This is a genomic window from Pseudomonas sp. GNP012 (assembly GCF_054343835.1).
On record NZ_JBTGUU010000001.1, the window covers coordinates 4356634 to 4382053 of the forward strand.

Below are 25420 nucleotides of genomic sequence, written 5' to 3' on the forward strand. Positions count from 1 at the left end.
ATCGAACACTATCGGCATTCACGACGAAAATAACGCGATGACTATTCACATCATTCCGCTGTCCCGGGCGTAGGAAAAAAGATCAACGTCCGTGCAAACACCTAACCGGTGCATGGCCATTTTCTTTTGTTTACTGATGGTCGACACGCTGCGATTGAAGCCGGGAGGGCGACTTGTGCTTTGACCGTTCCCTGGCGGCTTACGCCCAGCGCTTCTTTACCAGCCACGAAACAGTGCTTCAAGCCGGTCAGGTCAATCTCTACAACCCGGTACTGGCCGGCGCGCAGATCACCGGCGTTCAGCTCATGACCGAGCAGGCGCTCCAGGTTGAAGGCCAAGGCAATCCCATCGAAGGGATTGCCCGCAGCCAGGCCCAGGTCGAAATACGCCAGAACGGTTCGCTGATCCACTCGACAGTGGTACCGGCCGGACCGTTTTCCCTGAGTAACGTACGTCGGCTCGACAGTCGCTCCGATGTTGAAGTCACCGTCAAGGAAGCGGATGGCAGCGAGCAACGCTTCACAGTCCCCGTCGCCATGCTCGGCGTTGACCTGCCGGCTCCCGGCTTTTCGTTGGCCGCCGGCCAGGTACGCAGTCTCGGCGATGCCCGGAGCGGTGACCCCTGGGTGATCAGCGGTGGCTGGAGTGGAGCACTCAACCCGAATGTCCTGCTCAGCACCGGTGCCACCGGCACCGCCGATTACCGTGCTACGGGCGCTGGCCTGAGCCTGCTGCCAGGGCCCGCCACACAGATCCGGACCACCCTGCAAGCGGCCGACACCAGCACCCGTCAGGCCGACAGGGGGCTTCAGGTCGATCTGAATGTTTCGCAACGTTGGGGTGAACAGTGGTCGATCAATGCCGCAACCTCGAACCGGACTTTCGGCTATCGCGACTTGTCCGAGGCGGTGTTCGATACTCAGTCGGAGCGTCGCCCGTCGCGCTACCGCGATCAGCAGAGCCTGTCGCTGACCTGGTCACACCCCGGGTTTGGCGCGTTCAGCAGCGGCTTCAATCGCTCAACGACATTCGACGGGCAAAACAGCAGCCGCGCCCTGGCGTCCTGGGGCACCCGGATTGGCGACGTGTCGGTGTCGGCCACCGCGCAATGGCAAGTCAGCGGCACCCAACGTAGCGACGACAGTGTTTATCTGAGCCTCAGCATTCCACTGGGTGAACGTCGCCGGGCGCGCACCTGGGTACGCCATTCCGCTGGCGAATACCGCGGCGGTGTCGGCTTGAACGAGCAGATCAACGACCAGTTGAGCTACCGGGTCGGTGTTGAGCACGACACACGAGACAAACAAGTGCAGTCCTCCGCAGGGGTTTCCCTGCTGCCGCGCTACAGCCAACTGGACTTGAACTACACCCGCTCCGATGCCGAACGCTCCAGCTACCAGATTGGCGCGCGTGGCGGTGCCGTTCTGCACGGCGACGGCCTGACGTTATCGCCATACGCCGTACGGGACACCTTCGCGCTGCTTTCGGTTGGCGACGAAAGCGCCATCAAAGTCTCGACCCCAAGCGGTCCGGTCTGGACCGACTGGAAAGGTCAGGCCGTTGTGCCTCAAGTGAGCGCCTATGGGCGCAGCCCGGTAGAAGTCGACACCCGCTCGCTGCCGCGCAACCTCGATATCAACAACGGACTGGCCGTGGTTTCCGCCGGACGCGGGGCCGTCGACAAGGTCGAGTTCGGCGTCACCTTGACCCGCCGTGCCCTGCTCAAAGTCACCACGGACGACGGTGCCCCCCTGCCCCGTGGCGCGACGGTAAGCAGCGCAGACGGTGAGTTCATCACGCTCGCTCAAGAAGGTGGATTGGTGTTTCTGCCCAACGCACTGAACACCCGCGAGCTGTGGATAACCGCACCAGAGCTGGAGCGCTGCGAGCTGCGTTTCGAACTGCCGGCCAAGGCCAATACCCAGGTGTATTACGAGACCGTCGACGCCCGGTGCCACACACTTTGAGGATCTCCCCATGAAGCTGCCCCACACTCTGTTGTTAACACTCGGCACGTTGATGTTGAGCGGACTTGCGCCGCACGCCTGGGCCCTCGCCGATGAATGCAAGCTCACCCTGAGTCAGCCGGTACTCGATTACGGTTTGACGAATCGGGCCATATGCGCCAATGGCTCCGCAGAGCGCCCCCTGGGCGAGCGCCGCCTGAGCCTGAACCTGAGCTGCCCCCAACCCACTGACATGACCCTGTTCTACCGCGCCATGGCCGCGACCGCCGAGCGCTTTCGCTTTGCCGAACACGGCAGCTATGCCGTGCGCATGAGTGACGCCGTGCTCGATGGACAACCGGTGGACCTGGGCCTGATTTCTGCCGTCGGCCAGGTACCTGAAGCAACCACTTCGAGTCTGCTTTGGCAACCGCAGCAGGCCATCGTTCCGGTTCGGGGCGGTGTGGCGGCGCAAGGGCAAAGTCTTTCAGCACAACTGGAGCTGACTGCCTGGGTGTCGGAGAAAGCGCTGCAGGTACGTGACGCCGTAACCTGGGAAACCACCGGCCTGTTCGACGCGGTCGCGACGGGTCGCTCAAGTGAGATAACCCTGCGCGCCAGTTTCGCCCCCACCGCGTGCAAAGTGGATCTGTCCAATGGCGGCCTGGTGAACTTCGGTCAGCTAACGAAAAACGATCTGAACGCTGACAAAAACACCCCACTGCCACCCAAGGATTTGACCCTGCGGTTTGACTGCGACGCCCCGACGGAGTTTGCCCTGGTCATGCATGACAACCGCCCTGGCTCGGCAACGGACAACAGCGAGATTTACTACGGGCTGGGTCTGGATCACCGCAGCAACAAGATCGGCCTGTACTCACTCAATGTCGATCCCGCTAACGCCAGCGCCGACAGCTTCGCCCGCCTGTATCAAACCTACTCCACCACCCAGGGCGCGGCCTGGAGAACCTCCAGTTCGAACCCGATTCCGTTCGCCCAGAGAAGTTACCTGGGCTTTACGGACAGGGCCGGCAGCACCGCAGGCCCGGCCTTTATCCAGAACCTCACCACTACGGTGACGGTCGAGGCCGTCATTGCCCCCACCAATAGCCTGGACCTGAGCACTGCCGTTCACCTCGACGGCTCGGGGACGATCGAAATTCTATACCCGTAACACCCACCCTGCCTTGTTGAAGCCGCGGGGCACTTACGCCCCTCGGAACATTCAAGGCCAACAACTAAAGAAAGGAAGCTTTATCCATGAAAAAATACCTCGCAGCATTTGCTACTACAGCTGTAATCAGCACCGCCCCTCAGGCCTTCGCGGTGGACAATACCCTGGAGGTCAAAGGCACTATCATTCCAGTCGCTTGCACGCCGGTCTTCTCCAATAATGGCACCATCGAACTAGGCAAGATTTCGTCCAAAGAGCTTAATCCAGACACCCATAAAAAGATCAGGGAAAATAACATTCAACTGGTCGTAACCTGCAGTGCTCCACAAAGGTTCTCACTGAATCCAATTGACAATCGACGCGAGACATCAACTGGTGATTGGTTTGGCCTTGGTCTGACCAACAACTCAGAAAAGTTGGGCTACTTTTACCCCGAAATTCTGAGTGTCAAGGACGGTGCAACACCGCTGGACCCAATCGACTCAATAGACGAGGAGAACTGGTCGAAAGCAACCTCTGCCAAACCGGGACGTTACTTGTCCGTTGCCGCTATTGGCGGCACCTCACCGATTGATGCAGAAGTTGTCACCTTTGATTTTAGGGTCGATACCTATATCGCCCCCGCCGACGGGCTGACCCTGGACCAGGACGTCACCATTGACGGCTCCGCAACGTTCGAAGTGGCGTACTACTAAGGGCCAAGGCACTGAACCGTTCGTTGCCTGAATGAACGGTTCAGCGCCTAAACTTCTACGAAAAAAAGGAATTTATCGATGAAGCGTATTCCCATGGCCCTGACCACTGAACTGCTGATGGGCACAGCGACTGCTGCCCTTGCGGTGCCCCCCAATGAACTCTTGGTCAAAGGCACCATCACCCCGGTCGCCTGCACCCCGACTTTCTCCAACAACGGTCTTGTCGACTACGGAAAAATTTCCCGACAGGACCTGAACGTCGACACAAGGACGCAACTGCGTGACGAGTTCCTCGACCTCAGCATCAGCTGCAACACAGCGGCGCCTTTTGCATTGATCATGCGGGATAACCGCGAAGGCTCGGCCATCGTCAACAGTGAGATCTACTACGGTCTGAATTTCGACCGCAGCGGCAACAGGATCGGTCTGTACTCACTGCACTTCGATCCTGACCGCACCGTAGCGGACGCTCTGCCGCAAGTGTATCGAACCGACTCCACCACTGGCGGGCGGGCGTGGAGTACATCCAGCTCCAGCCCCATACCGATTGCCGCCAACAGCTGGCTGGGCTTCATCGATGTGGCGGGCAGCACCGCAGGTCCTGTCGAGATCAAGAACCTGAGCAGCCGGGTCACTCTCGTCGCCGTCATTGCCCCCACTTCAACGCTGGACCTGAGTGACGATGCAATAATCGACGGTTCCGCGACCCTGGAGGTTGTCTATTTATAGACATCCGTCACGGTTGAATTCTCTCGCTGCTGACTTGCACATACAGCGCCCTCCCGGCGCCGAGACCGGCGATGATCGCACCCAGGCCGATGACGCCGAAGATCCAGCCCACCGCTGTCCAGCCACCGGTCCAGTCATGCACGATACCGACCGCGAACGGCCCCATGGACGCCAGAGTGTAACCAAAACCCTGGGCCATGCTCGACAGGTTCGCGGCGACGTGGGAGTCCCGCGAACGCAACACGATCAAGGTCAAGGCCAGGCTGAACGTGGCGCCCTGCCCCAGCCCCAGCACGATCGCCCAACCCCACAAGCCTTCGATCGGCGCATACAGGCAACCGAACAGACCACCGAGGGTCAGGACCATCACGATCACGATTGCCAGGCGCTGGTCCTTGCCGCGAGTCGCCAGCCAGGGTGCCGCAAGGGAGCTGGCCAGTTGCACGATCACCGAACCCGACAGCACCAGCCCGGCCTGGGTCGGGGTCAGGCCGCGACCGATCAGGATCGAAGGCAACCAGCCGAACACGATGTAGGCCAGGGACGATTGCAGGCCCATGTACAAGGTCACCTGCCAGGCCAGCGGATCGCGCAGCAAGCCTCGAACGCGGTAGGCAACGTTGTGCGCGCCGTGCTTCTGGTTTACTTGCGGCAGCCAGAACAGCGCCGCCGCCAATGCCGGAACAACCCAGAAACCGAGGCCCAGCTCCCAGCGCTTGTCGAAGTGCTCGCTCAGCGGCACGGTCGCACCCGCCGCCATCGCCGCACCCAGGCAAAGGGCCATGGTGTAGACGCCGGTCATGGTCCCGGCCTGTTTCGGGAAATCGCGCTTGACGATGCCTGGCAGCAACACACCGATCACGCCGATGCTGGCACCGGCCAGCACACTGCCGGCAAACAAGCCGATCCCACCGAATGAACTGCGCAGGATGATCCCGCCAGCCAGGGTCAGAAGAATGCCCAGCACCACCCGCTCAGCCCCAAAACGTCTGGCCAGCAGCGGAGCCAGCGGCGCAAACAGGCCAAGGCAAAGCACCGGCAACGTGGTCAGCAATCCTGCCGCCGACGCCGACAAGCCGAGGGACTTCGAGACGTCGCTGAGCATCGGCGCCATGCTCGACAGCGCCGGGCGCAGGTTCAGCGCCACCAGAATCAGGCCCAGCAGCAACAGCCACGGCCGGCGCAGAACCGGGTGGGTTTGCTGAACCTGTTCGTCATCGGCCTCGGCGTCGATCAGCAGCTCTTCCAGCTCTGCCGTACGTTTTGCGGCTGTGGATAAATCACTGCGCGGTATCGACTTCCCGGTTTCAAGGTTCATTGATCAACTGCCTCGACAAGGATTTGGCCCGCTCCGGGTCGCGTTGTTCGACGGCATCGAGCAACTCGATATGCAGGTCGAACACTTCCTGGCGGCGCGGGACGATGCTCAGGGTCTGGCGCAACTGCGCGCCGACGACGCTGGAGAAATAGCGATACAACTCGCTGAGAGTCGGGTTGTGCGCGGCGTCCACCAGGCGGCGGTGAAACACCAGATCGCAGGCGATGTAGGTGTCGAGATCGCCGTGGTAGTGACTGCCGCTGACACCCAGCGCCTCGCGCAATGCCACCAGGTCTTCATCGGTGCGGCGCATGGCTGCCAGGCCGATGGCCTCGACTTCGAGGATGTGCCGGGTTTCCCGGGCCTGCTCAAGGGAGCAACGGGACAACGCCTTCAGGGTATCGAGCGGATCGACCACCGCCCGCAGGTAACTGCCGTCGCCCTGGCGGATTTCGATCAACCCGGAAAACGCCAACACGCGCATGGCTTCGCGCACGGTGTTGCGGCTGATGCCCAGTTCCGCCGACAACTCGGGCTCGGTGGGCAAACGCTGGCCGACGACCCAGATACCCTTGTTGATACGCTGGCGCAGTTGGTCCAGAGCCTGATCGACCAGGGATCGTTTTACCAACGGAGAGATTTGTGACATGGAATTCGCCCTCTCATCCAATCATAGGATGAATTTTCTGTCATGTTAGTCAACATATTCCAAGAGGGCAACCGTTCAGAATTGGCGCGTGATCAATGGAGTCGGTAGCACAACCCCCTGTGGGAGCGGGCTTGCTCGCGAAGGCGGCTTAACATTCAACGAGTATGTTGCCTGACACTCCGCTTTCGCGAGCAAGCCCGCTCCCACAGGGTTTTGCATTCGGACGTTAAATCGCGGGCAAAAATAAACCCGGAACTCAGTCCGGGTTTATTTCAGTGCCTGGGCTCGATCAATGCAGGATCTGGCTCAGGAACAGCTTGGTGCGATCATTCTGTGGGTGATCGAAGAAGTCGTTCGGCGCGGCCTGTTCGACGATTTCGCCCTTGTCCATGAAGATCACGCGGTTGGCCACGGTGCGGGCGAAGCCCATTTCGTGGGTCACGCAGAGCATGGTCATGCCGTCTTCGGCCAGGCCGATCATGGTGTCCAGTACCTCTTTCACCATCTCCGGGTCGAGTGCCGACGTCGGCTCGTCGAACAGCATGATTTTCGGCTTCATGCACAGCGCGCGGGCGATCGCCACACGCTGTTGCTGACCGCCGGACAACTGCCCCGGGTATTTATGCGCCTGCTCCGGAATGCGTACGCGTTCCAGGTAGTGCATGGCGATTTCCTCGGCCTTGCGCTTGGGCATCTTGCGCACCCACATCGGCGCCAGCGTGCAGTTCTGCAGGATGGTCAGGTGCGGGAACAGGTTGAAATGCTGGAACACCATGCCGACTTCGCGGCGGATCGCTTCAATCTGCTTGAGGTCGTTGGTCAGTTCCACGCCATCGACCACGATGCGGCCCTGCTGGTGTTCTTCCAGACGGTTGAGGCAGCGGATGGTGGTGGACTTGCCGGAACCCGACGGGCCGCACAACACGATACGCTCGCCCTGCTTGACGTTGAGGTTGATGTCTTTCAACACGTGGAACTGGCCGTACCACTTGTTCACGCCCTGCATCTGAATAATGCCTTCAGGGCTCACAGGCTTTTTATTTGCTTCGCTCATAAAAGAACTCCTAACGCTTGTGGCCTGTGTCGAGCTTGCGTTCCAGATGCATGGAATAGCGCGACATACCAAAACAGAAAATCCAGAACACCAGGGCCGCGAACACATAGCCTTCAGTGGCCATGCCTAGCCACTTCGGATCGGCGGCGGCTTGCTTGACGCTGTTGAGCAGATCGAACAGGCCGATGATGATCACAAGGCTCGTGTCCTTGAACAGCGCGATGAAGGTGTTGACGATGCCGGGGATCACCAGCTTCAGGGCTTGCGGCAGAATCACCAGGCCCATGCTGCGCCAGTAGCCCAGCCCCATCGCTGCAGCCGCTTCGTACTGCCCCTTGGGAATCGCTTGCAGACCACCGCGCACCACCTCGGCCACGTAGGCCGACTGGAACAGGATCACGCCGATCAGTGCCCGCAGCAGCTTGTCGAAGTTCATGCCTTCAGGCAGGAACAGCGGCAGCATCACCGAGGACATGAACAGCACCGTGATCAACGGCACGCCGCGCCAGAACTCGATGAAGGTCACGCAGACCACCCGAATCGCCGGCATGTTGGAACGACGCCCCAGGGCCAGGACAATCCCCAGCGGCAGCGCACCGGCGATGCCGACGGTGGCGATCACCAGGGTCAGCATCAGGCCGCCCCATTGGCTGGTCGCCACCTGGGTCAGGCCGAAGACGCCGCCGTGCAGCAAGCACCAGGCAATGATCGGGTACAGCACCAGGAAGCTCAGGCCATACACGGCCTTGCGGTGAAAGCGCGAGATGAACAACGGCGCCACGCCAACGATCGCCAGCCACACGGTCAGGTCGACGCGCCAGCGCAGTTCCGGCGGGTAGTAGCCGTACATGAACTGGCCGAAGCGCTGCTGGATGAACACCCAGCAGGCGCCCTCCTTGGTGCAGTCGGCCTGGCTGGTGCCAACCCAGTTGGCGTCGAGGATCGCCCACTGCAGGATCGGCGGGACAACCAGGTAAATCAGATAGAACGCAAACAGGGTCAACAGCGTGTTGAGCCAGCTGGAGAACATGTTCGCGCGCATCCACGCCACCACACCGATGCTGCTGCTCGGTGGGGGCATGTCAGGTTTGAAAGTATGAGTGCTCATGCGCTTTTCCTTACCGCTCGATCAGCGCAATGCGCTTGTTGTACCAGTTCATCAGCAGGGAAATGCTGATACTGATCGCCAGGTACACGCTCATGGTGATCGCAATCACCTCGATCGCCTGGCCGGTCTGGTTCAGCACCGTTCCTGCGAACAGCGAGACCATTTCCGGATAACCGATACCGGCCGCCAGCGAGGAGTTCTTCGCCAGGTTCAGGTATTGGCTGGTCAGCGGTGGAATGATCACGCGCAGGGCTTGCGGGATGATCACCTTGCGCAGGGTCGGACCATTGCGCAGGCCGAGGGAATGCGCCGCTTCGGTCTGGCCGTGGCTGACCGACTTGATGCCCGAACGCACGATCTCGGCGATGAACGCCGCGGTGTACACCGTCAGCGCCAGGGTCAAGGCCAGCAGTTCCGGGATCAGTACCCAACCGCCGACGAAGTTGAAGCCCTTGAGCTGCGGCATTTCCCAGTGCACAGGGGCGCCGAAAACCAGCGCGCAAAGGGCCGGAATCACCAGGAACAAGGCCAGGCCGGTCCAGAACTTGTGGAATGGCACGCCGGTGGCTTCGAAGCGCTTGTTGGCCCAGCGGCACATCAGCACGATGGCGACGATGGCGACTACAACGCTGATCACAAACGGCCAGAAACCATCCGCCATCAGCGCCGCCGGCATGTTCAGACCACGGCTGCTGACGAAGAAGGTATCGCCGAAGTTGTGGCTGTTACGCGGCCCAGGCATGGTCAGGAACACCGCGAAGTACCAGAACAGGATCTGCAGCAGCGGCGGAATGTTACGGAAGACTTCCACGTACACCGTCGCCACTTTGGCGATGATCCAGTTCTTCGACAGCCGCGCCACACCCACGATGAAACCCAGGATCGTCGCCAGGATCACGCCGATGAAGGTCACCAGCAGCGTGTTGAGCAGGCCGATGACAAACACCCGGGCGTATGTGTCCGCTTCGGTGTAGTCGATCAGGTGTTGAGCGATGCCGAAACCGGCACTGCGCTCGAGAAAGTCGAAACCGGAGGTAATGCCCCGGTGCTGCAGGTTGGTCTGGGTGTTATCGAACAGATACCAGCCCAGCGAGACCACCCCGATAATCGTGATGATCTGGAATACCCACGCACGCACTCGTGGATCGCTGAGGCTGAGCCTCTGCTTAGGTGCGCCGATTGAATTTTGCATGAAGTGCCCCGGAAATAATGGAACAGAACATCACCCGGTGGTTGGCCCACCGGGTGATAGAACCATCAGCGCACTGGTGGTGCGTATTGAATGCCGCCAGCGTTCCACAGAGCGTTCAGCCCGCGGTCGATTTCCAGCGGAGTGCTCTTGCCGAGGTTTTTCTCGAACACTTCGCCGTAGTTACCCACTTGCTTGACGATCTGCACGACCCAGTCTTTCTTCACTTTCAGGTCTTTGCCGTATTCACCGTCGGTACCCAGCAGACGGGCAACATCCGGGTTCTTGGTGCCCTTGGCTTCGGCTTCGACGTTCTTCGAAGTGATGCCGGCTTCTTCAGCGTTGAGCATGGCGTAGCCAGTCCAGCGCGCGATGGCCAGCCACTCGTCGTCGCCATTACGCACGACCGGGCCCAGAGGCTCCTTGGAAATGGTTTCCGGCAGAACCACGTAGTCCTTCGGCGAAGCCAGCTTGCTGCGCTGGGCGAACAGCTGGGATTTGTCGGAGGTCAGTACGTCGCAACGACCGGATTCCAGCGACTTGGCGCTTTCGTCGGAGGTGTCGAAGGTGATCGGGGTGTATTTCAGGCCGTTGCCGCGGAAGTAGTCGGAAACGTTCAGCTCGGTAGTGGTACCGGCCTGGATGCAGATGGTTGCACCGTCCAGCTCTTTAGCGCTTTTCACGCCCAGCTTGTTGTTTACCAGGAAGCCGATGCCGTCGTAGTAAGTGATGAAGCCCGGGAATTTCAGGCCCATGCCCGCATCACGGGAGCTGGTCATTGTGGTGTTGCGCGACAGAATGTCGATTTCGCCGGACTGCAGCGCGGTGAAGCGCTCCTTGGCGTTCAACTGGCTGAACTTGACCTTGGTCGCGTCGCCGAAGACAGCCGCCGCCACTGCACGGCAGTAGTCAGCATCGATACCGACGATCTTGCCGGTGGAATCCGGAACCGAGAAGCCTGGCAGACCATCGCTGACGCCACACTGCACGAAACCTTTTTTCATCACTGCATCCAGGGTTGCGCCCGCCTGGGCAAACCCGCTGACACCGAGTACCGCGGCTGCAGTCACGATAGCCAGGGTGGATTTCAACATCTTCATTCAAACCTCCAGTTTTGCTCTTGTTGTGTCGGAGCGTGAGTCCTGTCGCACCCTTTTGAGGCGTAGTCGACCCGTGTTGGCTTGTTTTTGGGTCAACCGACGTAAGACGTTAGCTATGAGTCTAGTAGGAGAAAATCCACGTCATGGAAAACTCGCTCTCACCAGTCGGCCGAACGGGCTGTAGCCCTTTCACGTTCGCGAAGCCCCGTATCGGCCTTTGGCGAACATCCATCACCGGATTCTTTTCAATCCCACTAACAACCTCGGCCTGATAGTGTTACCGACAGGCGTAGGATTTTTCATACAGAGTTCGCCATAGCAAAGCCCGTACCACACCGCTCGCCGAAGCGGTTCAGCTGCAGGTCAATAGCAAAACTTGTAACCTTGCGACATCTTCGTAACTGATCAACCAGACACGCACTCAGCCCTCGCACTCAATGAGAGCGCACGCACACTTTTGGAGCAGCCATGACCAACCCCTTGATTCTTGAACCCGTCAAGACCGCAGACGCCTGCGTTATCTGGCTGCACGGCCTGGGTGCCGATCGCTACGACTTCCTGCCAGTGGCCGAAGCCCTGCAGGAATCCCTGTTGAGCACCCGCTTTGTTTTGCCCCAGGCGCCGAGCCGCGCCGTCACCATCAACGGCGGATACGAGATGCCGAGCTGGTACGACATATTGGCCATGAGCCCCGCGCGCGCGATCAACCGCGAGCAACTGGAAGAGTCTGCCGACTGGATCATCGAACTGATCGAATCGCAGAAGGCCAGCGGAATAGACGCCTCGCGGATCTTCCTGGCCGGTTTTTCCCAGGGCGGTGCCGTGGTGTTCCACACCGCGTTTCTGAAGTGGCAGGGACCGCTGGGTGGCGTCGTTGCCCTTTCTACTTATGCACCGACCTTCAGCGACGAACTGCAACTGTCCGCCAGCCAGCAGCGCATTCCGGTACTGTCGATGCACGGCCAATACGACGATGTGGTGCAGAACTCGATGGGACGCAGCGCCTACGAGCACTTGAAGCATCGTGGTGTCACCGTGACATGGCAGGAATACCCAATGGGCCACGAAGTGTTACCCGAGGAAATTCGCGACATCGGCACCTGGCTCACCGAGCGCTTGCGTTAATCCTTCAGGTTCCTTTCTTTGTTTAAAGGCCCCTTTGATCCATCCCACTACGCCGCGCCCGATTCTTGCATTACACTGGCCGGCGTACATTCCTTAACCAATTGATGAGATGACCGTGCTCAAAGCACTCAAGAAAATGTTCGGTAAAAGCGAGACTGAGCAACTCGCGCCAGTCCCCAGCGCTCCGTCTCACGCTCCCAGCCACCGCACCGACGGTAATCAGCCTGAACGGGCCGCCACCACGACGGCACCCAAGCATGAGCCCAAGTCCGCACCCGCTGCCCTGCCTGTGGCGATAGCAGCCCCGGAACAGCCGCTCAGCGAAACACCGAAACCCGCCAAACCGCGCCGCGAACCCAAGCCCAAGGCGCCGGTCATCCCATGGAAACTCGAAGACTTCGTTGTCGAGCCCCAGGAAGGCAAAACCCGCTTCCACGATTTCAAGCTGGCTCCTGAACTGATGCACGCCATCCAGGACCTGGGCTTCCCGTATTGCACGCCGATCCAGGCACAGGTGCTGGGTTTCACCCTCGCCGGCAAAGACGCCATCGGCCGCGCCCAGACCGGCACCGGCAAAACCGCTGCGTTCCTGATCTCGATCATCACCCAGTTGCTGCAAACCCCGCCGCCGAAAGAGCGCTACATGGGTGAGCCACGGGCGTTGATCATCGCGCCGACCCGCGAACTGGTGGTGCAGATCGCCAAGGACGCCGCCGACCTGACCAAGTACACCGGCCTCAACGTCATGACCTTCGTCGGCGGCATGGACTTCGACAAACAGCTCAAGCACCTCGAAGCCCGCCACTGCGACATCCTGGTGGCCACGCCGGGCCGCCTGCTGGACTTCAACCAGCGCGGCGACGTGCATCTGGACATGGTCGAAGTGATGGTGCTGGACGAAGCCGACCGCATGCTCGACATGGGCTTCATCCCGCAAGTGCGCCAGATCATTCGCCAGACGCCGCCGAAGGCCGAGCGCCAGACGCTGCTGTTCTCCGCGACCTTCACCGAAGACGTGATGAACCTGGCCAAGCAATGGACCACCGACCCTGCCATCGTCGAAATCGAAGTCACCAACGTGGCCAACGAAAACGTCGAGCAGCACATCTACGCCGTGGCCGCTGCCGACAAGTACAAGCTGCTCTACAACCTGGTCAACGACAATGGCTGGGAACGGGTGATCGTGTTCGCCAACCGCAAGGATGAAGTGCGACGCATCGAAGAACGCCTGGTGCGCGACGGCATCAACGCCGCGCAACTGTCCGGCGACGTGCCGCAGCACAAGCGCATCAAAACCCTCGAAGGTTTCCGTGAAGGCAAGATCCGCGTCCTGGTCGCCACCGACGTGGCCGGTCGCGGTATCCACATCGACGGCATCAGCCACGTGATCAACTTTACCCTGCCGGAAGTGCCGGACGACTACGTGCACCGCATCGGACGGACCGGTCGTGCTGGCGCCGACGGTGTGTCCATCAGCTTTGCCGGTGAAGACGACTCCTACCAGTTACCGTCCATCGAGGAAAAACTGGGGCGCAAGATCAGCTGTGAAACACCACCGACGCATCTGTTGCGGGCGGTTGAGCGCAAGCGCCCACACTAAAGGACGCTGCAAAGACAAGCGCAGCCGGAAACGGACTGCGCTTTTTTTTCGCCCGGATATTGTGAGATACAACTAAAAGTCCATAATGGACAAATTAGTTTACTTTCAGTCCCGGAGCCGACCATGTCCAATACGCCCCAAGTGATCAACCAGAACCAGGCTCGCGAGTTGCTGGCGCAGGTCGACGTGCCGCAGATCCTGCGCAAAATGTTCCGTGACCTGGCGGCCGGGCAAGCCGTGCAACCGGCACAACAACTGGTGGAATTTCCCCAGGGCGCCGGTGACTTCATCAACTACCTGGGTGTGTTGGCCGAAGACGGCGTGTACGGCATCAAGACCTCGCCGTACATCGTCCGTGAGCAGAGACCCTTGGTGACTGCATGGACTGTGCTGATGTCGATGCACACCGGCCAGCCGCTGTTGCTGTGCGACGCGGGTGAACTGACCACCGCACGCACCGCCGCGACCACCGCCGTGGCGGTCGATGCCCTCGCGCCGCTGACTGCCAATCGCCTGGCCATCATCGGCAGCGGCAAAGTGGCCCAGGCGCACCTGCATTACGTGAAAGGCCTGCGCGACTGGCAGAGCATCAGCCTGTACGCGCCGCACCTGAGCGATGATGCTCAAACCGTGAGCCTGCTGAAAAACATCGAGCCACGCCTGAACATCGTCGAGAGTCGCGAAGCTGCCGTGCAGGACGCCGACGTGATCATGCTCTGCACCTCATCCGCAGGTCCGGTGATCGACCCGTCGAGCTTGCGCAAACCGGCGCTGATCACCTCCATCAGTACCAACGCGCCGCGTGCCCACGAAGTGCCGCCGCAAAGCCTCAATGACATGCAGGTGTTCTGCGACTATCGCCTGACAACTCCGGGCGCAGCCGGTGAAATGCTGATCGCCGGCGAACAACATGGCTGGGACAAGAGCGCGATTGTCGGCGACCTGCCGGACCTGCTCAGCGATAAAGTCCAGCGCCCCGGTTACGATCGGCATGTGTTTTTCCGCTCCATCGGCCTGGGCCTGGAAGACATTGCGCTGGCCAATGCCATCTACCAGCTGAATCACTAACAACGCGAAACCTGTGGGAGCGGGCTTGCTCGCGAATAGGGTCTGACATTCACCTGAGATATTGACTGTCAAACTGCTTTCGCGAGCAAGCCCGCTCCCACAGGGGATCACTACAATTTCAGCATCGCGCCTCACAGGAGACGTTCATGAGCCAGGCAGATTTCATCATCATCGGCGGCGGTATCGCCGGCGCTTCCACCGGTTTCTGGCTGTCGCAGCATGGCCGTGTGATCGTACTCGAACGCGAATCCCATCCGGCCTACCACTCCACCGGACGTTCGGCTGCCCTGTACACCGCCGCCTACGGCACCCCGCAGGTTCGCGCACTGACCCTGGCCAGCCGGGACTTTTTCGACAATCCGCCCAGCGGTTTCTGCGAACACCCGCTGCTGACGCCACGCGGCGAAATGACCGTGGATTTCACCGGCGACCCGGACGAACTGAACAGGCAATACCAGAGCGCGAAAGCCACGGTGCCGGAGATGCAATTGCTCAGCACCGACGAGGCCTGTGCGCTGGTACCTGTCCTGCGCCGGGAAAAAGTCCACGGCGCGATCTACGATCCGACCGCTACCGACATCGACACCGATGCCCTGCATCAGGGATACCTGCGCGGCATCCGCCGCAATCAGGGCGAAGTCCACACCGACGCCGAAGTCGTCAGCCTGAGCCGCGATGACCAGGGTATCTGGCACGTCCAGACCGGCACTCAGACGTTCAGCGCCCCGGTCATCATCAACGCCGCCGGCGCCTGGGCCGACAGGATCGGCGAACTGGCCGGCGCCAGGCCCCTGGGCCTGCAACCGAAACGCCGTGCCGCGTTCATCTTCGCCGGCCCGGAGGGCGTGGACATCCATCATTGGCCAATGCTGGTCAGCCTCGACGAATCCTTCTATATGAAACCCGACGCCGGGATGTTCCTCGGTTCGCCGGCCAACGCCGACCCGGTGGAGCCCCATGACGTACAGCCTGAAGAGCTGGACATCGCCATGGGCATCTACCAGATCGAAGAAGCCACGACCCTGACCATTCGCCGCCCGACCCGCACCTGGGCCGGCCTGCGCAGCTTCGTCAGCGACGGCGATTTGCTCTCCGGTTTCGATTCACAGGTGCCAGGGCTGTTCTGGGTCGCGGCGCAAGGCGGGTATGGCATCCAGACTTCGCCGGCCATGGGCCAGGCCAGCGCCGCACTGGTGCGCGGTGCAGCGTTGCCCGAGTCGCTCGGCCGGTTTGGCCTGAATGCCGACATGCTCTCCCCTGCCAGACTCGGCTGAGCCTGATCCTCAGGTGACGTGCCCCCACGATTACGGCACACTTTCAGCGCCCCTTTGATGGGGCGCTGACGCTGCCTGGAGTTCCACTGTATGAACGCCCCCGAAAAAGACTCGGCCCTGGACGACACGTCCCTGGATAACTTCCACGCGATCGCCGACGCCATCGCCACGTTGTTTTTCCCCCACGCCGAAGTGGTGCTGCACGACCTGCGCACGCAAAAGGTCGACTACATCGCCAACAACCTGTCCAAGCGGGAAATCGGCGACGACTCGGCACTGGAAGACATGCTCAGCGACGATGTCAGCGAACGAAACATCGGGCCGTACGAAAAGCTCAATTGGGATGGCCAGAAGATTCGCAGCCTAAGCACGGTACTGCGCGACAGCGAAGGTCATCCGCTGGCGGTGCTGTGCATCAACCTGAATATTTCGCTGTTCGAGAATGCCAAGGCCGCTTTGGACCTGTTCCTGTCGCCGACCAAACTGATCCCGCAACCGGATGCACTGTTCCGCGATGACTGGCAGGAGCGGATCAACACCTTCCTCCACGCCTGGCTGCGCGAACGTCAGTTGAGCCTGAACCTGCTGACCCGCGACCACAAACGTGAGCTGGTGCTGGCGTTGCACGCCGAAGGCGCGTTCAAGGGCAAAAGCGCATCGAACTACGTGGCCAATGTGCTGAACATGGGCCGGGCGACGGTGTACAAGCATTTGAAGGAATTGAAGGGCTGAGCCCTGAGAGACGTATTACCTGACAGGCCCCCTTCGCGAGCAGGCTCGCTCCCACAAGGGTTCTGCGCCGAACACAAAATCTGTGTTTGAGGGAGATCCAATGTGGGAGCGAGCCTGCTCGCGAAAGCGATTGATCAGTCGCCGTAGATATCCGACTTGAAGTACTTGTCCGAAATCTTCTGATACTCACCACTGGCACGAATGCCATCAATGGCCGTGTTCAGCTCGCTGACCAGTTCAGTGTTGCCCTTGCGCACGGCAATCCCGGCACCCTCGCCCACATACTTCGGATCTTTCAGCTCCGGCCCGACAAAGGCATAACCCTTGCCACGCGGCATCGACAGGAAGTCATTGAGTGGAATGGTGTCGGCAAAAATCGCGTCGAGGCGACCAGCCGCCAGGTCCATGTAGATTTCTTCGTTGTTGCTGTAGCGCTTGACGTTGATGCCCTTGGGCTCGAACACCTCGGTAGCGTAACGGTCCGTGGTGGTGGCGCGCTGCACGCCGACGGTCTTGCCCTTGAGGCTGGCGTACTGGTCATCCACCACCGCGCCGTCCTTCATCACCAGGCGCGAGGAGGTGAAATAGTACTTGTGGGTGAAGTCCACCGACTTCTTGCGGTCTTCGTTGATGGTCATGGACGACAGCGCCATGTCGATTTTCTTCACCTTCAGAGAAGGAATCAGACCGTCGAACTCGCCTTCGACCCACACACACTTGACCTTCATCTGCGCGCACAGGGCATTGCCGATGTCATAGTCGAAACCGACGATCTCTCCTTTGTCGGTTTTCGAAGCGAACGGTGGATACGCGGCTTCGATGCCGATGCGCAGGGTTTTCTCGGCGGCGAACACAGAACTGCACGCCAACAGGCTCAGGGCCAGACCGGTGATGAGGGGAAACTTCTTCATGTTCGTTTTCTCGCGGTTGTTGTTGGTTTGGCAAGACAGAAGAAAAAGCTGAAACGGGGTGGAAACTTTTTGTACTTATAATTCCATCTTGGACTTTTATGTATTAGTCGTCAATCAGGCAAATGCAGCCCGTGCCGGCCGATGGTCGGGTGGTTTGTCAGGAAAGTTTTGGCTGCAACTGATGGCCCCTTCGCGAGCAAGCCCGCTCCCACAGGGATTGCGCTGTACCTGTGGGAGCGGGCTTGCTCGCGAAGGCTGACTTGAGAGCGCCGCAGTGCTTACTGCTTCCAGCGATCCGCCGCCGCATGGTCACTGTCACGCCCCTCGACCCACCGCGGCCCGTCGCTGGTATTTTCCTTCTTCCAGAACGGCGCGCGGGTTTTCAGGTAATCCATGACAAAGGCGCAGGCGTCGAATGCCGCCTGGCGATGGGCGCTGGCCGCGCCGACGAAGACAATCGGCTCGCCCGGCTCCAGGGCGCCGATGCGGTGCAGCACTTCCAGCTTGAGCAGCGGCCAGCGCTGCTCCGCCTCGATGGCGATCTTGCCCAAGGCTTTTTCAGTCATGCCGGGATAGTGTTCGAGGAACATCCCGGCGACGTCCAGACCGTCATTGAAGTCGCGCACATAGCCGACAAAGCTCACCACCGCACCCACACCGACATTGGCGTCGTGCATGGCGTTGACCTCGGCGCCCGGATCGAACGGCGTGGACTGCACGCGAATGGCCATGGTTCAGCCTCCGGTCACGGTCGGGAAGAACGCCACTTCATCGCCCTCGCTGACCGGCTCGTCGAGCTGGCAGAGGTCTTCGTTGCGCGCGCACATCAGGTTCTGCTCGCGCAATACCTCGGCACCGTCACGCAGGGCCAACAGGGCTCGGACATCGTCGACGGTGGCGAAGTTGCCTTCAACCTTCACCGAGTCCAGCCCCAGCGCTTCACGATAACGGGCGAAAAACTTCACGGTCACGTTCATGGCTGCTCCGCCTGGAAATGTCCGCTCTTGCCGCCGACCTTCTCCAGCAGACGCACACTTTCGATGGTCATGCCGCGGTCCACGGCCTTGCACATGTCGTAGATGGTCAGCGCGGCGACACTGGCGGCGGTCAGGGCCTCCATCTCGACGCCGGTCTGCCCGGACAGCTTGCAGCGCGCCACGATGCGCACCGAATCGTCGCCTTCGGCACTGAGCTCGACCTTGACGCCGGTCAGCATCAGCGGATGGCACAGGGGAATCAGATCACTGGTTTTCTTCGCCGCCTGGATGCCGGCAATGCGCGCCACGGCAAACACATCACCCTTGGGGTGGCCGCCGCTGACGATCATCTGCAGGGTCTCGGGCAGCATGCGCACCAGCGCTTGGGCCGTCGCCTCACGGAACGTCACGGCTTTTTCAGTGACGTCGACCATGTTGGCGCGGCCTTGGGAATCGAGATGAGTCAGCACGGGATTACTCCTGATCAGGAGCGTCGATTGTAAACCTGTGGGTCAATTTTTCGCACGCACGATTGTCGGCCCACACATCACCCTGTAGGAGCGAGCCTGCTCGCGAAAAACGCAAGGACAACGCGGTCATTCAGGCAGCACGCATTATCGTTCACGTCCATCGCGAGCAGGCTCGCTCCTACAGGGGTTATGGGTCGGGCATAAAAAACCGGGCGGCCCGCGAAGGCCGCCCGGTTTTGTGTGGAGCGATTACAAGTGCGATTCGGCGTATTCGGCCAGGATCGAGCGTGGTACCCCTTGCAAGGTGATGTGCACCCCGTTCGGGAAGTCCTTGAAGCGTTCAGTGAGGTAGGTCAGCCCGGAGCTGGTCGCGGACAGGTAAGGGGTGTCGATCTGTGCCAGGTTGCCCAGGCACACCACTTTGGAACCGGCGCCGGCACGGGTGATGATGGTTTTCATCTGGTGCGGTGTGAGGTTCTGGCATTCGTCGATCAGGATCAGGCTCTGCTGGAAGCTGCGGCCCCGGATGTAGTTGAGGGATTTGAACTGCAACGGCACTTTGCTGAGGATGTAGTCGACGCTGCCATGGGTGCTTTCGTCATCCATGTGCAAGGCTTCGAGGTTGTCGGTGATGGCGCCCAGCCATGGCTCCATTTTTTCCGCCTCGGTGCCGGGCAGGAAGCCGATTTCCTGGTCCAGGCCCTGCACGCTGCGGGTGGCGATGATGCGGCGATAACGTTTGCTGACCATGGTCTGCTCGATCGCAGCGGCCAGCGCCAGGATGGTTTTACCCGAGCCTGCGGCACCAGACAGGTTGACCAGGTGGATGTCCGGATCGAGCAAGGCGTACAACGCCAGGCTCTGATAGATATCACGCGGTTTCAGGCCCCAGGCCTCCTGGTGCAGCAGCGGTTCCTGGTGCAGGTCGAGGATCAGCAAGCGGTCCTCTTCGATCTCCTTGATCCAGCCGACAAAGCCCTGTTCATCAATGATGAATTCATTGATGTGCACCGCCGGCAGGTTGTCGATCAACTGCACCTGATGCCAGGTGCGGCCGTGGTCCTGACGGGTTTCAACCTTGCTCACGCGGTCCCAGAAAGAGCCGGTCATGTTGTGGTAGCCATTGGGCAGCAAGGACACGTCATCGACCAGCTGGTCGGTGCTGTAGTCCTCGGCCGCGATCCCGCAGGCGCGCGCCTTGAGGCGCATGTTGATGTCTTTGGTGACCAGCACCACGGGCTTCTTCGGGTCGCGTGTGTGCAGATCGATCAGTTGATTGATGATTTTGTTGTCATTCAGGTGCTCGGGCAGAATCAGGTTCGGCTCGGCATGCTTGCTCATCAGAATTGACAGCAAACCCTTGGGTCCGCTTTTGCCACGCTGGATCGGCACACCCTGCTCGACGTCCTCGGGTGAGGCATCGCCCAGGGTCTTGTCGATCAGACGGATGGCCTGGCGGCATTCGGCGGCAACGCTGTGATGCCCGCTCTTGAGCTTGTCGAGCTCTTCAAGCACGGTCATCGGGATTGCGACGTGGTGTTCTTCGAAGTTGAGCAGCGCGTTTGGATCGTGAATCAATACGTTGGTATCGAGTACATAAAGGATTGGCTGGTTGGAAGAAGAGCTACGTCCGTGATCATCCATACTCGGTCACCTTTGTGGGAGCCATTCGACGCAATACCCTGACGGTGCTGCGCCTCGAAGTGACTGCCGAATACACCTGCGGGGACTCAAGTGTTTTGCCTGCATAGCTGGGTCTTGGGAGACGCCACCTGTGTTGCAGGTTTCGGCGGTCTGTCTTCGTAATACTCCAAAACGTGTGACAGAAAAAAGCACTTTGACGCTTTTTTGAAGTTTATTTTTCAGAGTGACCAATAACACTTGGCGGACTGCCATCACCCGTTTACAGTCGGAAGTCCACCTGCAACGAATCTCCGTCCAAAATCACAAAAAACCCAATGTTTACTGGGTTTTGCCGTTTCAGCGAAACGCATCCTGGCAATCCTCCCAACCGATCCCGACCGGCGCCGTTTGCGTGACCAGCCACGGCAACGCCGTTTTCACCCCATCCTGCTTCACATTGAAATTGATGACCCCGTGCCGCCACAGCAGCATCAGGGTCAGCACCCGTTGCGCACTCGGGTTGCCCTTGAGTTTGCCGGCGCCGTCCTGGGCGTCGATGTCCCACAGCGCTACCTGCAATCCCTGAGCCTTGAAGAAGCCTTCGGCATCGGAACGGCGCTGGCCATCGGGCGGACGGAACAGAGGCACGAAGTTCTCCGGCAGCTTGCTTTTGACCAGTTCGGCGCTGCGGCGCACCGAGTCCTGCCAGTCCTGCCAGTGACTGTGGGAGCGAAACTCCCAGCCTTGCACGCCGATGCACTGGGTCGAGTAGGTCGCTTGCAGGTGACTCACCGATTGCTCGGCCAAACGGGCCTGGATGTCCTTGCCGAGGACGAAGAACGTCCCGCTCATGTTCGACTTGCGCAGGTACTCGGTGACCCAGGCGGTGTTGTCCGGCGCGGCGTTGGCAGCACTGTCGAAGGTCAGCAGAAACAGCCGGTCGTGCATCCCGTCGCCGGAGCGCTCATAGTCGCCAAAATGATCGACTTCGCTGCTGGTTTGCGGGAACAGGGCGGCCTTGCGCAATTGTTCGTCCAGGTACTGGGTGTGGAACACACGACTCGGTTCGGCCCACTTGATGTAGTAGCTGTCTGCACTGACCTGGAACTTGGCGGCTTGTTCGCGCAGGGTGGGCATGTCTTCGACCAGAAAACAGAACGACGCATCCTGGTCGCAACTCTGTTGGGCGTAGTTGTAGTTGGCCAGCAGCCGTTGCCACAGATGCTGGCGAACCCGGTTGACCGATTCCAGGTTGATCGTACGCAAGCCCAGGCGCTGGGCCATGGCGGGCTCGTCCAGCGCTTCGCTGGCCAACAGCACACTGGAAAACATGAGGATCTCGGCCCTCGACGCCACGTCGAACAGCGTTGGACTGACGAGTTTTTCTGGCCAGGTGCTGCGATCAAGCGTCGCCACATCGCCCGGTGCCGCGATGGCAGCGACGCTCAGTAGCCAGATCGAGATGAGAAAAGCGATACGCAATGGGATGTCTCCATAACAAAACCCGCGCGGCACTATAGCTGATCGCGGCCCTCATTCCCGCAGCAACCCCAATCTCCTGTGGGAGCGAGCTTGCTCGCGATGACGGTGCATCAGCCAACATCTTTTCCGAATGTCAGACCGCTATCGCGAGCAAGCTCGCTCCCACAGGGTTTGGTGCAAAGCCACCGGCCATCCACCTATGGACGCCATAGCTGGAGTCAACGCCGACAACCCCCTAGAATCGCCGCCACGATTAAAGGAGACGACTCATGCTGATGGTGATTTCACCCGCCAAGACCCTCGATTATGAAACACCGCCGGCGACCCAGCGCTTCACCCAGCCGCAGTACCTCGACCACTCCCAGGAGCTGATCCTGCAGTTGCGCGAGTTGTCCCCGGCACAGATCAGCGAATTGATGCACGTTTCCGACAAGATCGGCGGGCTCAACGCCGCGCGCTTCGGCAGCTGGACGCCCGCGTTCACCCCGGAAAACGCCAAGCAGGCGCTGCTGGCCTTCAAGGGCGATGTGTACACAGGCCTGAATGCACAAACCTTCAGCGAAGCCGATTTTGACTATGCCCAGCAGCATCTGCGCATGTTGTCCGGCCTGTACGGCCTGCTGCGTCCACTGGACCTGATGCAACCCTATCGCCTGGAAATGGGCACCAAATTGCCCAACGCCCGGGGCAAGGACCTGTATGCCTTCTGGGGTACACGCATCAGCGAATGGCTGAACGAAGCGCTGGTCGATCAAGGCGATGACGTGCTGCTCAACCTGGCGTCCAACGAGTACTTCTCGGCGGTCAAACGCAACGCCTTGAACGCACGCATCATAAATACCGAGTTCAAGGACCTGAAGAACGGCCAGTACAAGATCATCAGCTTCTACGCGAAAAAGGCTCGCGGCTTGATGAGCCGCTTCGTCATCGAAGAACGCATCAACGATCCGGCCACCCTCAAGCAATTCGACGTTCAAGGCTATCGCTACAGCGCTGAACAGTCCAAACCGGACAACCTGGTGTTTCTGCGCGATCACGCACCAGAGTGATGCAGCCGGTCGGCGCATGAGCGAACAACCCCTCATGCGCTGCCCATTGATCGTCCGACAATTCCCCCTCTAATCGCCAACCTATTGGCGTCAAAAAACCATTAATCATTTCCTAACTTTAGTTTCACTCGACTTCAATCATTTTTTTGCGTAGTGGCACTGACTTTTTTTAACAGTAGTGGCAAAAAACTATCCGACCCAATTATCAGCCTATATATCAAGGGCCAAACAGCAAGTGCTATCAATATGAGAGCAGTGCCATCTTTCTCAATATTTCAAGAAATTTCAGATTTCACGATGAGCGGACTGGAACTATGTCCAAACGTGCCGCTCATACCACTGGTAACGATTCTCGCCGTGCCTGTACGAGATAACTTACGCAGATAAGCGATTCTTGTAGCCAAGTTGCAATACTAACTTGCGCTGACTAATCACTGATTTGAGCAACTGCAAGCGGACAGGAGATAACGCAGCATGACTATCCCCTACAAGGCCACGGCTGTGCCCCTATAAACGTGCTCACCCGAGCACCCAACCGCTTGATCTACGGGCTTCCGGCCTGAGATCAAGCGTGCAAGGCCGTTGCACCTGCATCCTTCGAAAGGAGGATCGGCTGCATAACAGGGCAAATCATAACAACAAGGCCTAGTTGCGCACCCCTTGAGTGCATTTATTTAGACACTCGTAACTTATATGCCAGCACACGGCATTGCTGCGCCTGTAAGGCGCACTTGCGAGTGCACTAAAACACGCTGAACACCATTAACTCCGGCCATCTAAATGGCTTGATCAATACAGAGGTAATTGCGATGCGCATCAGCATATTTGGTTTGGGTTACGTTGGCGCAGTATGTGCCGGTTGCCTGTCTGCACGGGGTCATGACGTCGTTGGCGTCGATGTGGCCAAAGACAAGATCGATATGATCAATGCCGGCAAATCGCCGATTGTTGAACCAGGCCTGGGCGAACTTCTGGCCCAAGGCATCCAGACCGGTCGCCTGCGTGGCACCACCAACTTCGCCGAGGCGATTCGCGACACCGACCTGTCGATGATCTGCGTGGGCACGCCGAGCAAAAAGAACGGCGATCTGGAACTGAACTACATCGAGGCAGTGTGCCGCGAAATCGGTTTTGTCCTGCGTGACAAGACCACCCGCCACACCATCGTCGTGCGCAGCACCGTGTTGCCGGGCACCGTGGCCAACGTGGTCATCCCGATTCTCGAAGACTGCTCCGGCAAGAAGGCCGGCGTTGATTTCGGCGTGGCCGTGAACCCTGAGTTCCTGCGCGAAAGCACCGCCATCGCCGACTACGACCAGCCGCCAATGACCGTCATCGGCGAGTTCGACAAAGCGTCCGGTGACGTTCTGCAATCGCTGTACGAAGAACTCGACGCGCCGATCATCCGCAAGGACATCGCGGTCGCCGAGATGATCAAGTACACCTGCAACGTGTGGCACGCCACCAAGGTCACCTTCGCCAACGAAATCGGCAACATCGCCAAGGCGGTCGGCGTCGACGGTCGCGAAGTGATGGACGTGGTCTGCCAGGACAAGACCCTCAACCTGTCCCAGTACTACATGCGCCCGGGCTTCGCCTTCGGCGGCTCGTGCCTGCCAAAGGACGTGCGTGCACTGACCTACCGCGCAAGCTCCCTGGACGTGGAAGCGCCATTGCTCAACTCGCTGATGCGCAGCAACGAATCCCAGGTGCAGAACGCTTTCGACATCGTTTCCAGCCACGACAAACGCAAAGTCGCCCTGCTGGGCCTGAGCTTCAAGGCCGGTACCGACGACCTGCGCGAAAGCCCGCTGGTTGACCTGGCGGAAATGCTGATCGGCAAGGGCTACGACCTGAGCATCTACGACAGCAACGTCGAGTACGCCCGCGTTCACGGTGCCAACAAGGACTACATCGAGTCGAAGATCCCGCACGTCTCGTCCTTGCTCAACGCCGACTTCGACGCGGTGATCAACAACTCCGACGTGATCATCCTCGGCAACCGTGACGAGAAATTCCGTGCCCTGGTGCAGGACGTTCCACACGGCAAGCAGGTGATCGACCTGGTGGGCTTCATGTCCAAGGCCACCAGCGTCAAAGGTCGCACCGAAGGTATCTGCTGGTAAGCCCCCTGTAGGAGCGAGCTT

Annotated in this window: 22 protein-coding genes and 2 pseudogenes; 11 read left to right on the forward strand and 13 right to left on the reverse strand. The window is 59.7% G+C overall.

Going from position 1 to position 25420, the window contains the following annotated elements:
- Positions 1-45: 45 nt before the first annotated feature.
- Positions 46-159: pseudogene (locus tag ACXX83_RS19630) on the reverse strand (response regulator); the annotation flags it as partial.
- A 32-nt stretch (positions 160-191) separates the two neighbouring features.
- Here ACXX83_RS19630 and ACXX83_RS19635 point away from each other — a divergent pair.
- From ACXX83_RS19635 to ACXX83_RS19650, 4 genes and pseudogenes are all read left to right on the forward strand, one after another.
- A pseudogene (locus ACXX83_RS19635) lies at positions 192-1967 on the forward strand (fimbria/pilus outer membrane usher protein); the annotation flags it as partial.
- A 10-nt stretch (positions 1968-1977) separates the two neighbouring features.
- Entirely contained in the window at positions 1978-3120 is a 1143-nt protein-coding gene (locus tag ACXX83_RS19640) for a DUF1120 domain-containing protein (RefSeq protein WP_458549388.1), read from the forward strand.
- Between the two features lie 86 nt (positions 3121-3206).
- The gene (locus ACXX83_RS19645) at positions 3207-3815 is read left to right on the forward strand and encodes a DUF1120 domain-containing protein (protein ID WP_458549389.1); all 609 of its coding nucleotides are present in this window, start codon (positions 3207-3209) and stop codon (positions 3813-3815) included.
- 78 nt (positions 3816-3893) lie between these two features.
- Positions 3894-4544 (forward strand): DUF1120 domain-containing protein, encoded by a 651-nt coding sequence (locus ACXX83_RS19650; protein ID WP_458549390.1) that lies wholly within the window; start codon positions 3894-3896, stop codon positions 4542-4544.
- A gap of 7 nt (positions 4545-4551) precedes the next feature.
- Here the strand turns inward: ACXX83_RS19650 and ACXX83_RS19655 are convergent, their stop codons facing one another.
- From ACXX83_RS19655 to ACXX83_RS19680, 6 genes are all read right to left on the reverse strand, one after another.
- On the reverse strand, positions 4552-5862 hold the full coding sequence (locus ACXX83_RS19655; RefSeq protein WP_458549391.1) for a CynX/NimT family MFS transporter: 1311 nt from the start codon (positions 5860-5862) through the stop codon (positions 4552-4554).
- A complete protein-coding gene (locus ACXX83_RS19660; RefSeq protein ID WP_458549392.1) occupies positions 5852-6511 on the reverse strand; it encodes a FadR/GntR family transcriptional regulator in 660 nt (219 codons plus the stop codon). Before ACXX83_RS19660 ends, ACXX83_RS19655 begins: the two co-directional genes overlap by 11 nt.
- A 289-nt stretch (positions 6512-6800) precedes the next feature.
- Positions 6801-7565, reverse strand: a complete 765-nt coding sequence (locus ACXX83_RS19665; protein WP_007972685.1) for an amino acid ABC transporter ATP-binding protein — start codon at positions 7563-7565, stop codon at positions 6801-6803.
- Between the two features lie 10 nt (positions 7566-7575).
- Positions 7576-8673, reverse strand: coding sequence for an amino acid ABC transporter permease (locus ACXX83_RS19670; RefSeq protein ID WP_015096723.1), 1098 nt, complete (start codon positions 8671-8673; stop codon positions 7576-7578).
- Between the two features lie 10 nt (positions 8674-8683).
- Positions 8684-9865 (reverse strand): amino acid ABC transporter permease, encoded by a 1182-nt coding sequence (locus ACXX83_RS19675; protein ID WP_217836300.1) that lies wholly within the window; start codon positions 9863-9865, stop codon positions 8684-8686.
- 65 nt (positions 9866-9930) lie between these two features.
- Positions 9931-10962, reverse strand: a complete 1032-nt coding sequence (locus ACXX83_RS19680; protein WP_217836301.1) for an amino acid ABC transporter substrate-binding protein — start codon at positions 10960-10962, stop codon at positions 9931-9933.
- Positions 10963-11430: 468 nt separating this feature from the next.
- Between ACXX83_RS19680 and ACXX83_RS19685 the strand changes: the two genes are divergently transcribed.
- The 5 genes from ACXX83_RS19685 (at position 11431) to ACXX83_RS19705 (ending at position 16761) form a co-directional block, all read left to right on the forward strand.
- On the forward strand, positions 11431-12087 hold the full coding sequence (locus tag ACXX83_RS19685) for an alpha/beta hydrolase (RefSeq protein ID WP_217836302.1): 657 nt from the start codon (positions 11431-11433) through the stop codon (positions 12085-12087).
- A 109-nt stretch (positions 12088-12196) separates the two neighbouring features.
- Entirely contained in the window at positions 12197-13687 is a 1491-nt protein-coding gene (gene rhlB / locus ACXX83_RS19690; protein ID WP_458549393.1) for an ATP-dependent RNA helicase RhlB, read from the forward strand.
- Between the two features lie 123 nt (positions 13688-13810).
- Positions 13811-14755, forward strand: a complete 945-nt coding sequence (locus ACXX83_RS19695) for an ornithine cyclodeaminase family protein (RefSeq protein WP_458549394.1) — start codon at positions 13811-13813, stop codon at positions 14753-14755.
- A 146-nt stretch (positions 14756-14901) separates the two neighbouring features.
- Positions 14902-16029 (forward strand): NAD(P)/FAD-dependent oxidoreductase, encoded by a 1128-nt coding sequence (locus ACXX83_RS19700; protein WP_458549395.1) that lies wholly within the window; start codon positions 14902-14904, stop codon positions 16027-16029.
- A gap of 90 nt (positions 16030-16119) precedes the next feature.
- Positions 16120-16761 (forward strand): helix-turn-helix transcriptional regulator, encoded by a 642-nt coding sequence (locus tag ACXX83_RS19705; protein ID WP_007972668.1) that lies wholly within the window; start codon positions 16120-16122, stop codon positions 16759-16761.
- 134 nt (positions 16762-16895) lie between these two features.
- On the opposite strand, the gene ACXX83_RS19710 is transcribed toward ACXX83_RS19705, so the two are convergent.
- The 6 genes from ACXX83_RS19710 to ACXX83_RS19735 all read right to left on the reverse strand — a co-directional run bounded on the left by ACXX83_RS19710 (position 16896) and on the right by ACXX83_RS19735 (position 22224).
- Positions 16896-17672 carry an L-arginine-binding protein AotJ gene (locus ACXX83_RS19710; protein WP_015096730.1) on the reverse strand — a complete coding sequence of 259 codons (777 nt, stop codon included), beginning with the start codon at positions 17670-17672 and terminating at the stop codon, positions 16896-16898.
- 278 nt (positions 17673-17950) lie between these two features.
- Positions 17951-18403 carry a molybdopterin synthase catalytic subunit MoaE gene (gene moaE, locus ACXX83_RS19715; protein ID WP_015096731.1) on the reverse strand — a complete coding sequence of 151 codons (453 nt, stop codon included), beginning with the start codon at positions 18401-18403 and terminating at the stop codon, positions 17951-17953.
- 3 nt (positions 18404-18406) lie between these two features.
- Positions 18407-18649 carry a MoaD/ThiS family protein gene (locus tag ACXX83_RS19720; protein ID WP_217836305.1) on the reverse strand — a complete coding sequence of 81 codons (243 nt, stop codon included), beginning with the start codon at positions 18647-18649 and terminating at the stop codon, positions 18407-18409.
- Complete coding sequence (gene moaC / locus ACXX83_RS19725; protein ID WP_007972660.1) at positions 18646-19119, reverse strand: cyclic pyranopterin monophosphate synthase MoaC; 474 nt, start codon at positions 19117-19119, stop codon at positions 18646-18648. Before moaC ends, ACXX83_RS19720 begins: the two co-directional genes overlap by 4 nt.
- A 249-nt stretch (positions 19120-19368) precedes the next feature.
- Positions 19369-20763: a PhoH family protein gene (locus ACXX83_RS19730; RefSeq protein ID WP_007972659.1), complete on the reverse strand. Its 1395-nt coding sequence runs from the start codon at positions 20761-20763 to the stop codon at positions 19369-19371.
- 336 nt (positions 20764-21099) lie between these two features.
- Positions 21100-22224: a polysaccharide deacetylase family protein gene (locus tag ACXX83_RS19735; RefSeq protein ID WP_407799165.1), complete on the reverse strand. Its 1125-nt coding sequence runs from the start codon at positions 22222-22224 to the stop codon at positions 21100-21102.
- Between the two features lie 269 nt (positions 22225-22493).
- On the opposite strand from ACXX83_RS19735, the gene yaaA reads away from it, so the two are divergent.
- Both yaaA and ACXX83_RS19745 read left to right on the forward strand, forming a co-directional pair.
- Positions 22494-23273: a peroxide stress protein YaaA gene (gene yaaA, locus ACXX83_RS19740; RefSeq protein WP_095965506.1), complete on the forward strand. Its 780-nt coding sequence runs from the start codon at positions 22494-22496 to the stop codon at positions 23271-23273.
- A gap of 809 nt (positions 23274-24082) precedes the next feature.
- Positions 24083-25399 (forward strand): nucleotide sugar dehydrogenase, encoded by a 1317-nt coding sequence (locus tag ACXX83_RS19745; protein WP_126047434.1) that lies wholly within the window; start codon positions 24083-24085, stop codon positions 25397-25399.
- The last annotated feature ends 21 nt before the right edge of the window (positions 25400-25420 follow it).

What these genes read in the sequence shown, in the direction of transcription:
- ACXX83_RS19655 (WP_458549391.1), bottom strand. Translation starts at nt 5,862, where the DNA reads ATGAACCTTGAAACCGGGAAGTCGATACCGCGCAGTGATTTATCCACA.
- ACXX83_RS19720 (WP_217836305.1), bottom strand. Translation starts at nt 18,649, where the DNA reads ATGAACGTGACCGTGAAGTTTTTCGCCCGTTATCGTGAAGCGCTGGGG.
- moaE (WP_015096731.1), bottom strand. Translation starts at nt 18,403, where the DNA reads ATGGCCATTCGCGTGCAGTCCACGCCGTTCGATCCGGGCGCCGAGGTC.
- ACXX83_RS19645 (WP_458549389.1), top strand. Translation starts at nt 3,207, where the DNA reads ATGAAAAAATACCTCGCAGCATTTGCTACTACAGCTGTAATCAGCACC.
- ACXX83_RS19680 (WP_217836301.1), bottom strand. Translation starts at nt 10,962, where the DNA reads ATGAAGATGTTGAAATCCACCCTGGCTATCGTGACTGCAGCCGCGGTA.
- ACXX83_RS19710 (WP_015096730.1), bottom strand. Translation starts at nt 17,672, where the DNA reads ATGAAGAAGTTTCCCCTCATCACCGGTCTGGCCCTGAGCCTGTTGGCG.
- ACXX83_RS19700 (WP_458549395.1), top strand. Translation starts at nt 14,902, where the DNA reads ATGAGCCAGGCAGATTTCATCATCATCGGCGGCGGTATCGCCGGCGCT.
- yaaA (WP_095965506.1), top strand. Translation starts at nt 22,494, where the DNA reads ATGCTGATGGTGATTTCACCCGCCAAGACCCTCGATTATGAAACACCG.
- ACXX83_RS19730 (WP_007972659.1), bottom strand. Translation starts at nt 20,763, where the DNA reads ATGGATGATCACGGACGTAGCTCTTCTTCCAACCAGCCAATCCTTTAT.
- ACXX83_RS19705 (WP_007972668.1), top strand. Translation starts at nt 16,120, where the DNA reads ATGAACGCCCCCGAAAAAGACTCGGCCCTGGACGACACGTCCCTGGAT.
- rhlB (WP_458549393.1), top strand. Translation starts at nt 12,197, where the DNA reads ATGACCGTGCTCAAAGCACTCAAGAAAATGTTCGGTAAAAGCGAGACT.
- ACXX83_RS19670 (WP_015096723.1), bottom strand. Translation starts at nt 8,673, where the DNA reads ATGAGCACTCATACTTTCAAACCTGACATGCCCCCACCGAGCAGCAGC.
- ACXX83_RS19665 (WP_007972685.1), bottom strand. Translation starts at nt 7,565, where the DNA reads ATGAGCGAAGCAAATAAAAAGCCTGTGAGCCCTGAAGGCATTATTCAG.
- ACXX83_RS19675 (WP_217836300.1), bottom strand. Translation starts at nt 9,865, where the DNA reads ATGCAAAATTCAATCGGCGCACCTAAGCAGAGGCTCAGCCTCAGCGAT.
- ACXX83_RS19745 (WP_126047434.1), top strand. Translation starts at nt 24,083, where the DNA reads ATGCGCATCAGCATATTTGGTTTGGGTTACGTTGGCGCAGTATGTGCC.
- ACXX83_RS19660 (WP_458549392.1), bottom strand. Translation starts at nt 6,511, where the DNA reads ATGTCACAAATCTCTCCGTTGGTAAAACGATCCCTGGTCGATCAGGCT.
- ACXX83_RS19640 (WP_458549388.1), top strand. Translation starts at nt 1,978, where the DNA reads ATGAAGCTGCCCCACACTCTGTTGTTAACACTCGGCACGTTGATGTTG.
- ACXX83_RS19695 (WP_458549394.1), top strand. Translation starts at nt 13,811, where the DNA reads ATGTCCAATACGCCCCAAGTGATCAACCAGAACCAGGCTCGCGAGTTG.
- ACXX83_RS19650 (WP_458549390.1), top strand. Translation starts at nt 3,894, where the DNA reads ATGAAGCGTATTCCCATGGCCCTGACCACTGAACTGCTGATGGGCACA.
- ACXX83_RS19685 (WP_217836302.1), top strand. Translation starts at nt 11,431, where the DNA reads ATGACCAACCCCTTGATTCTTGAACCCGTCAAGACCGCAGACGCCTGC.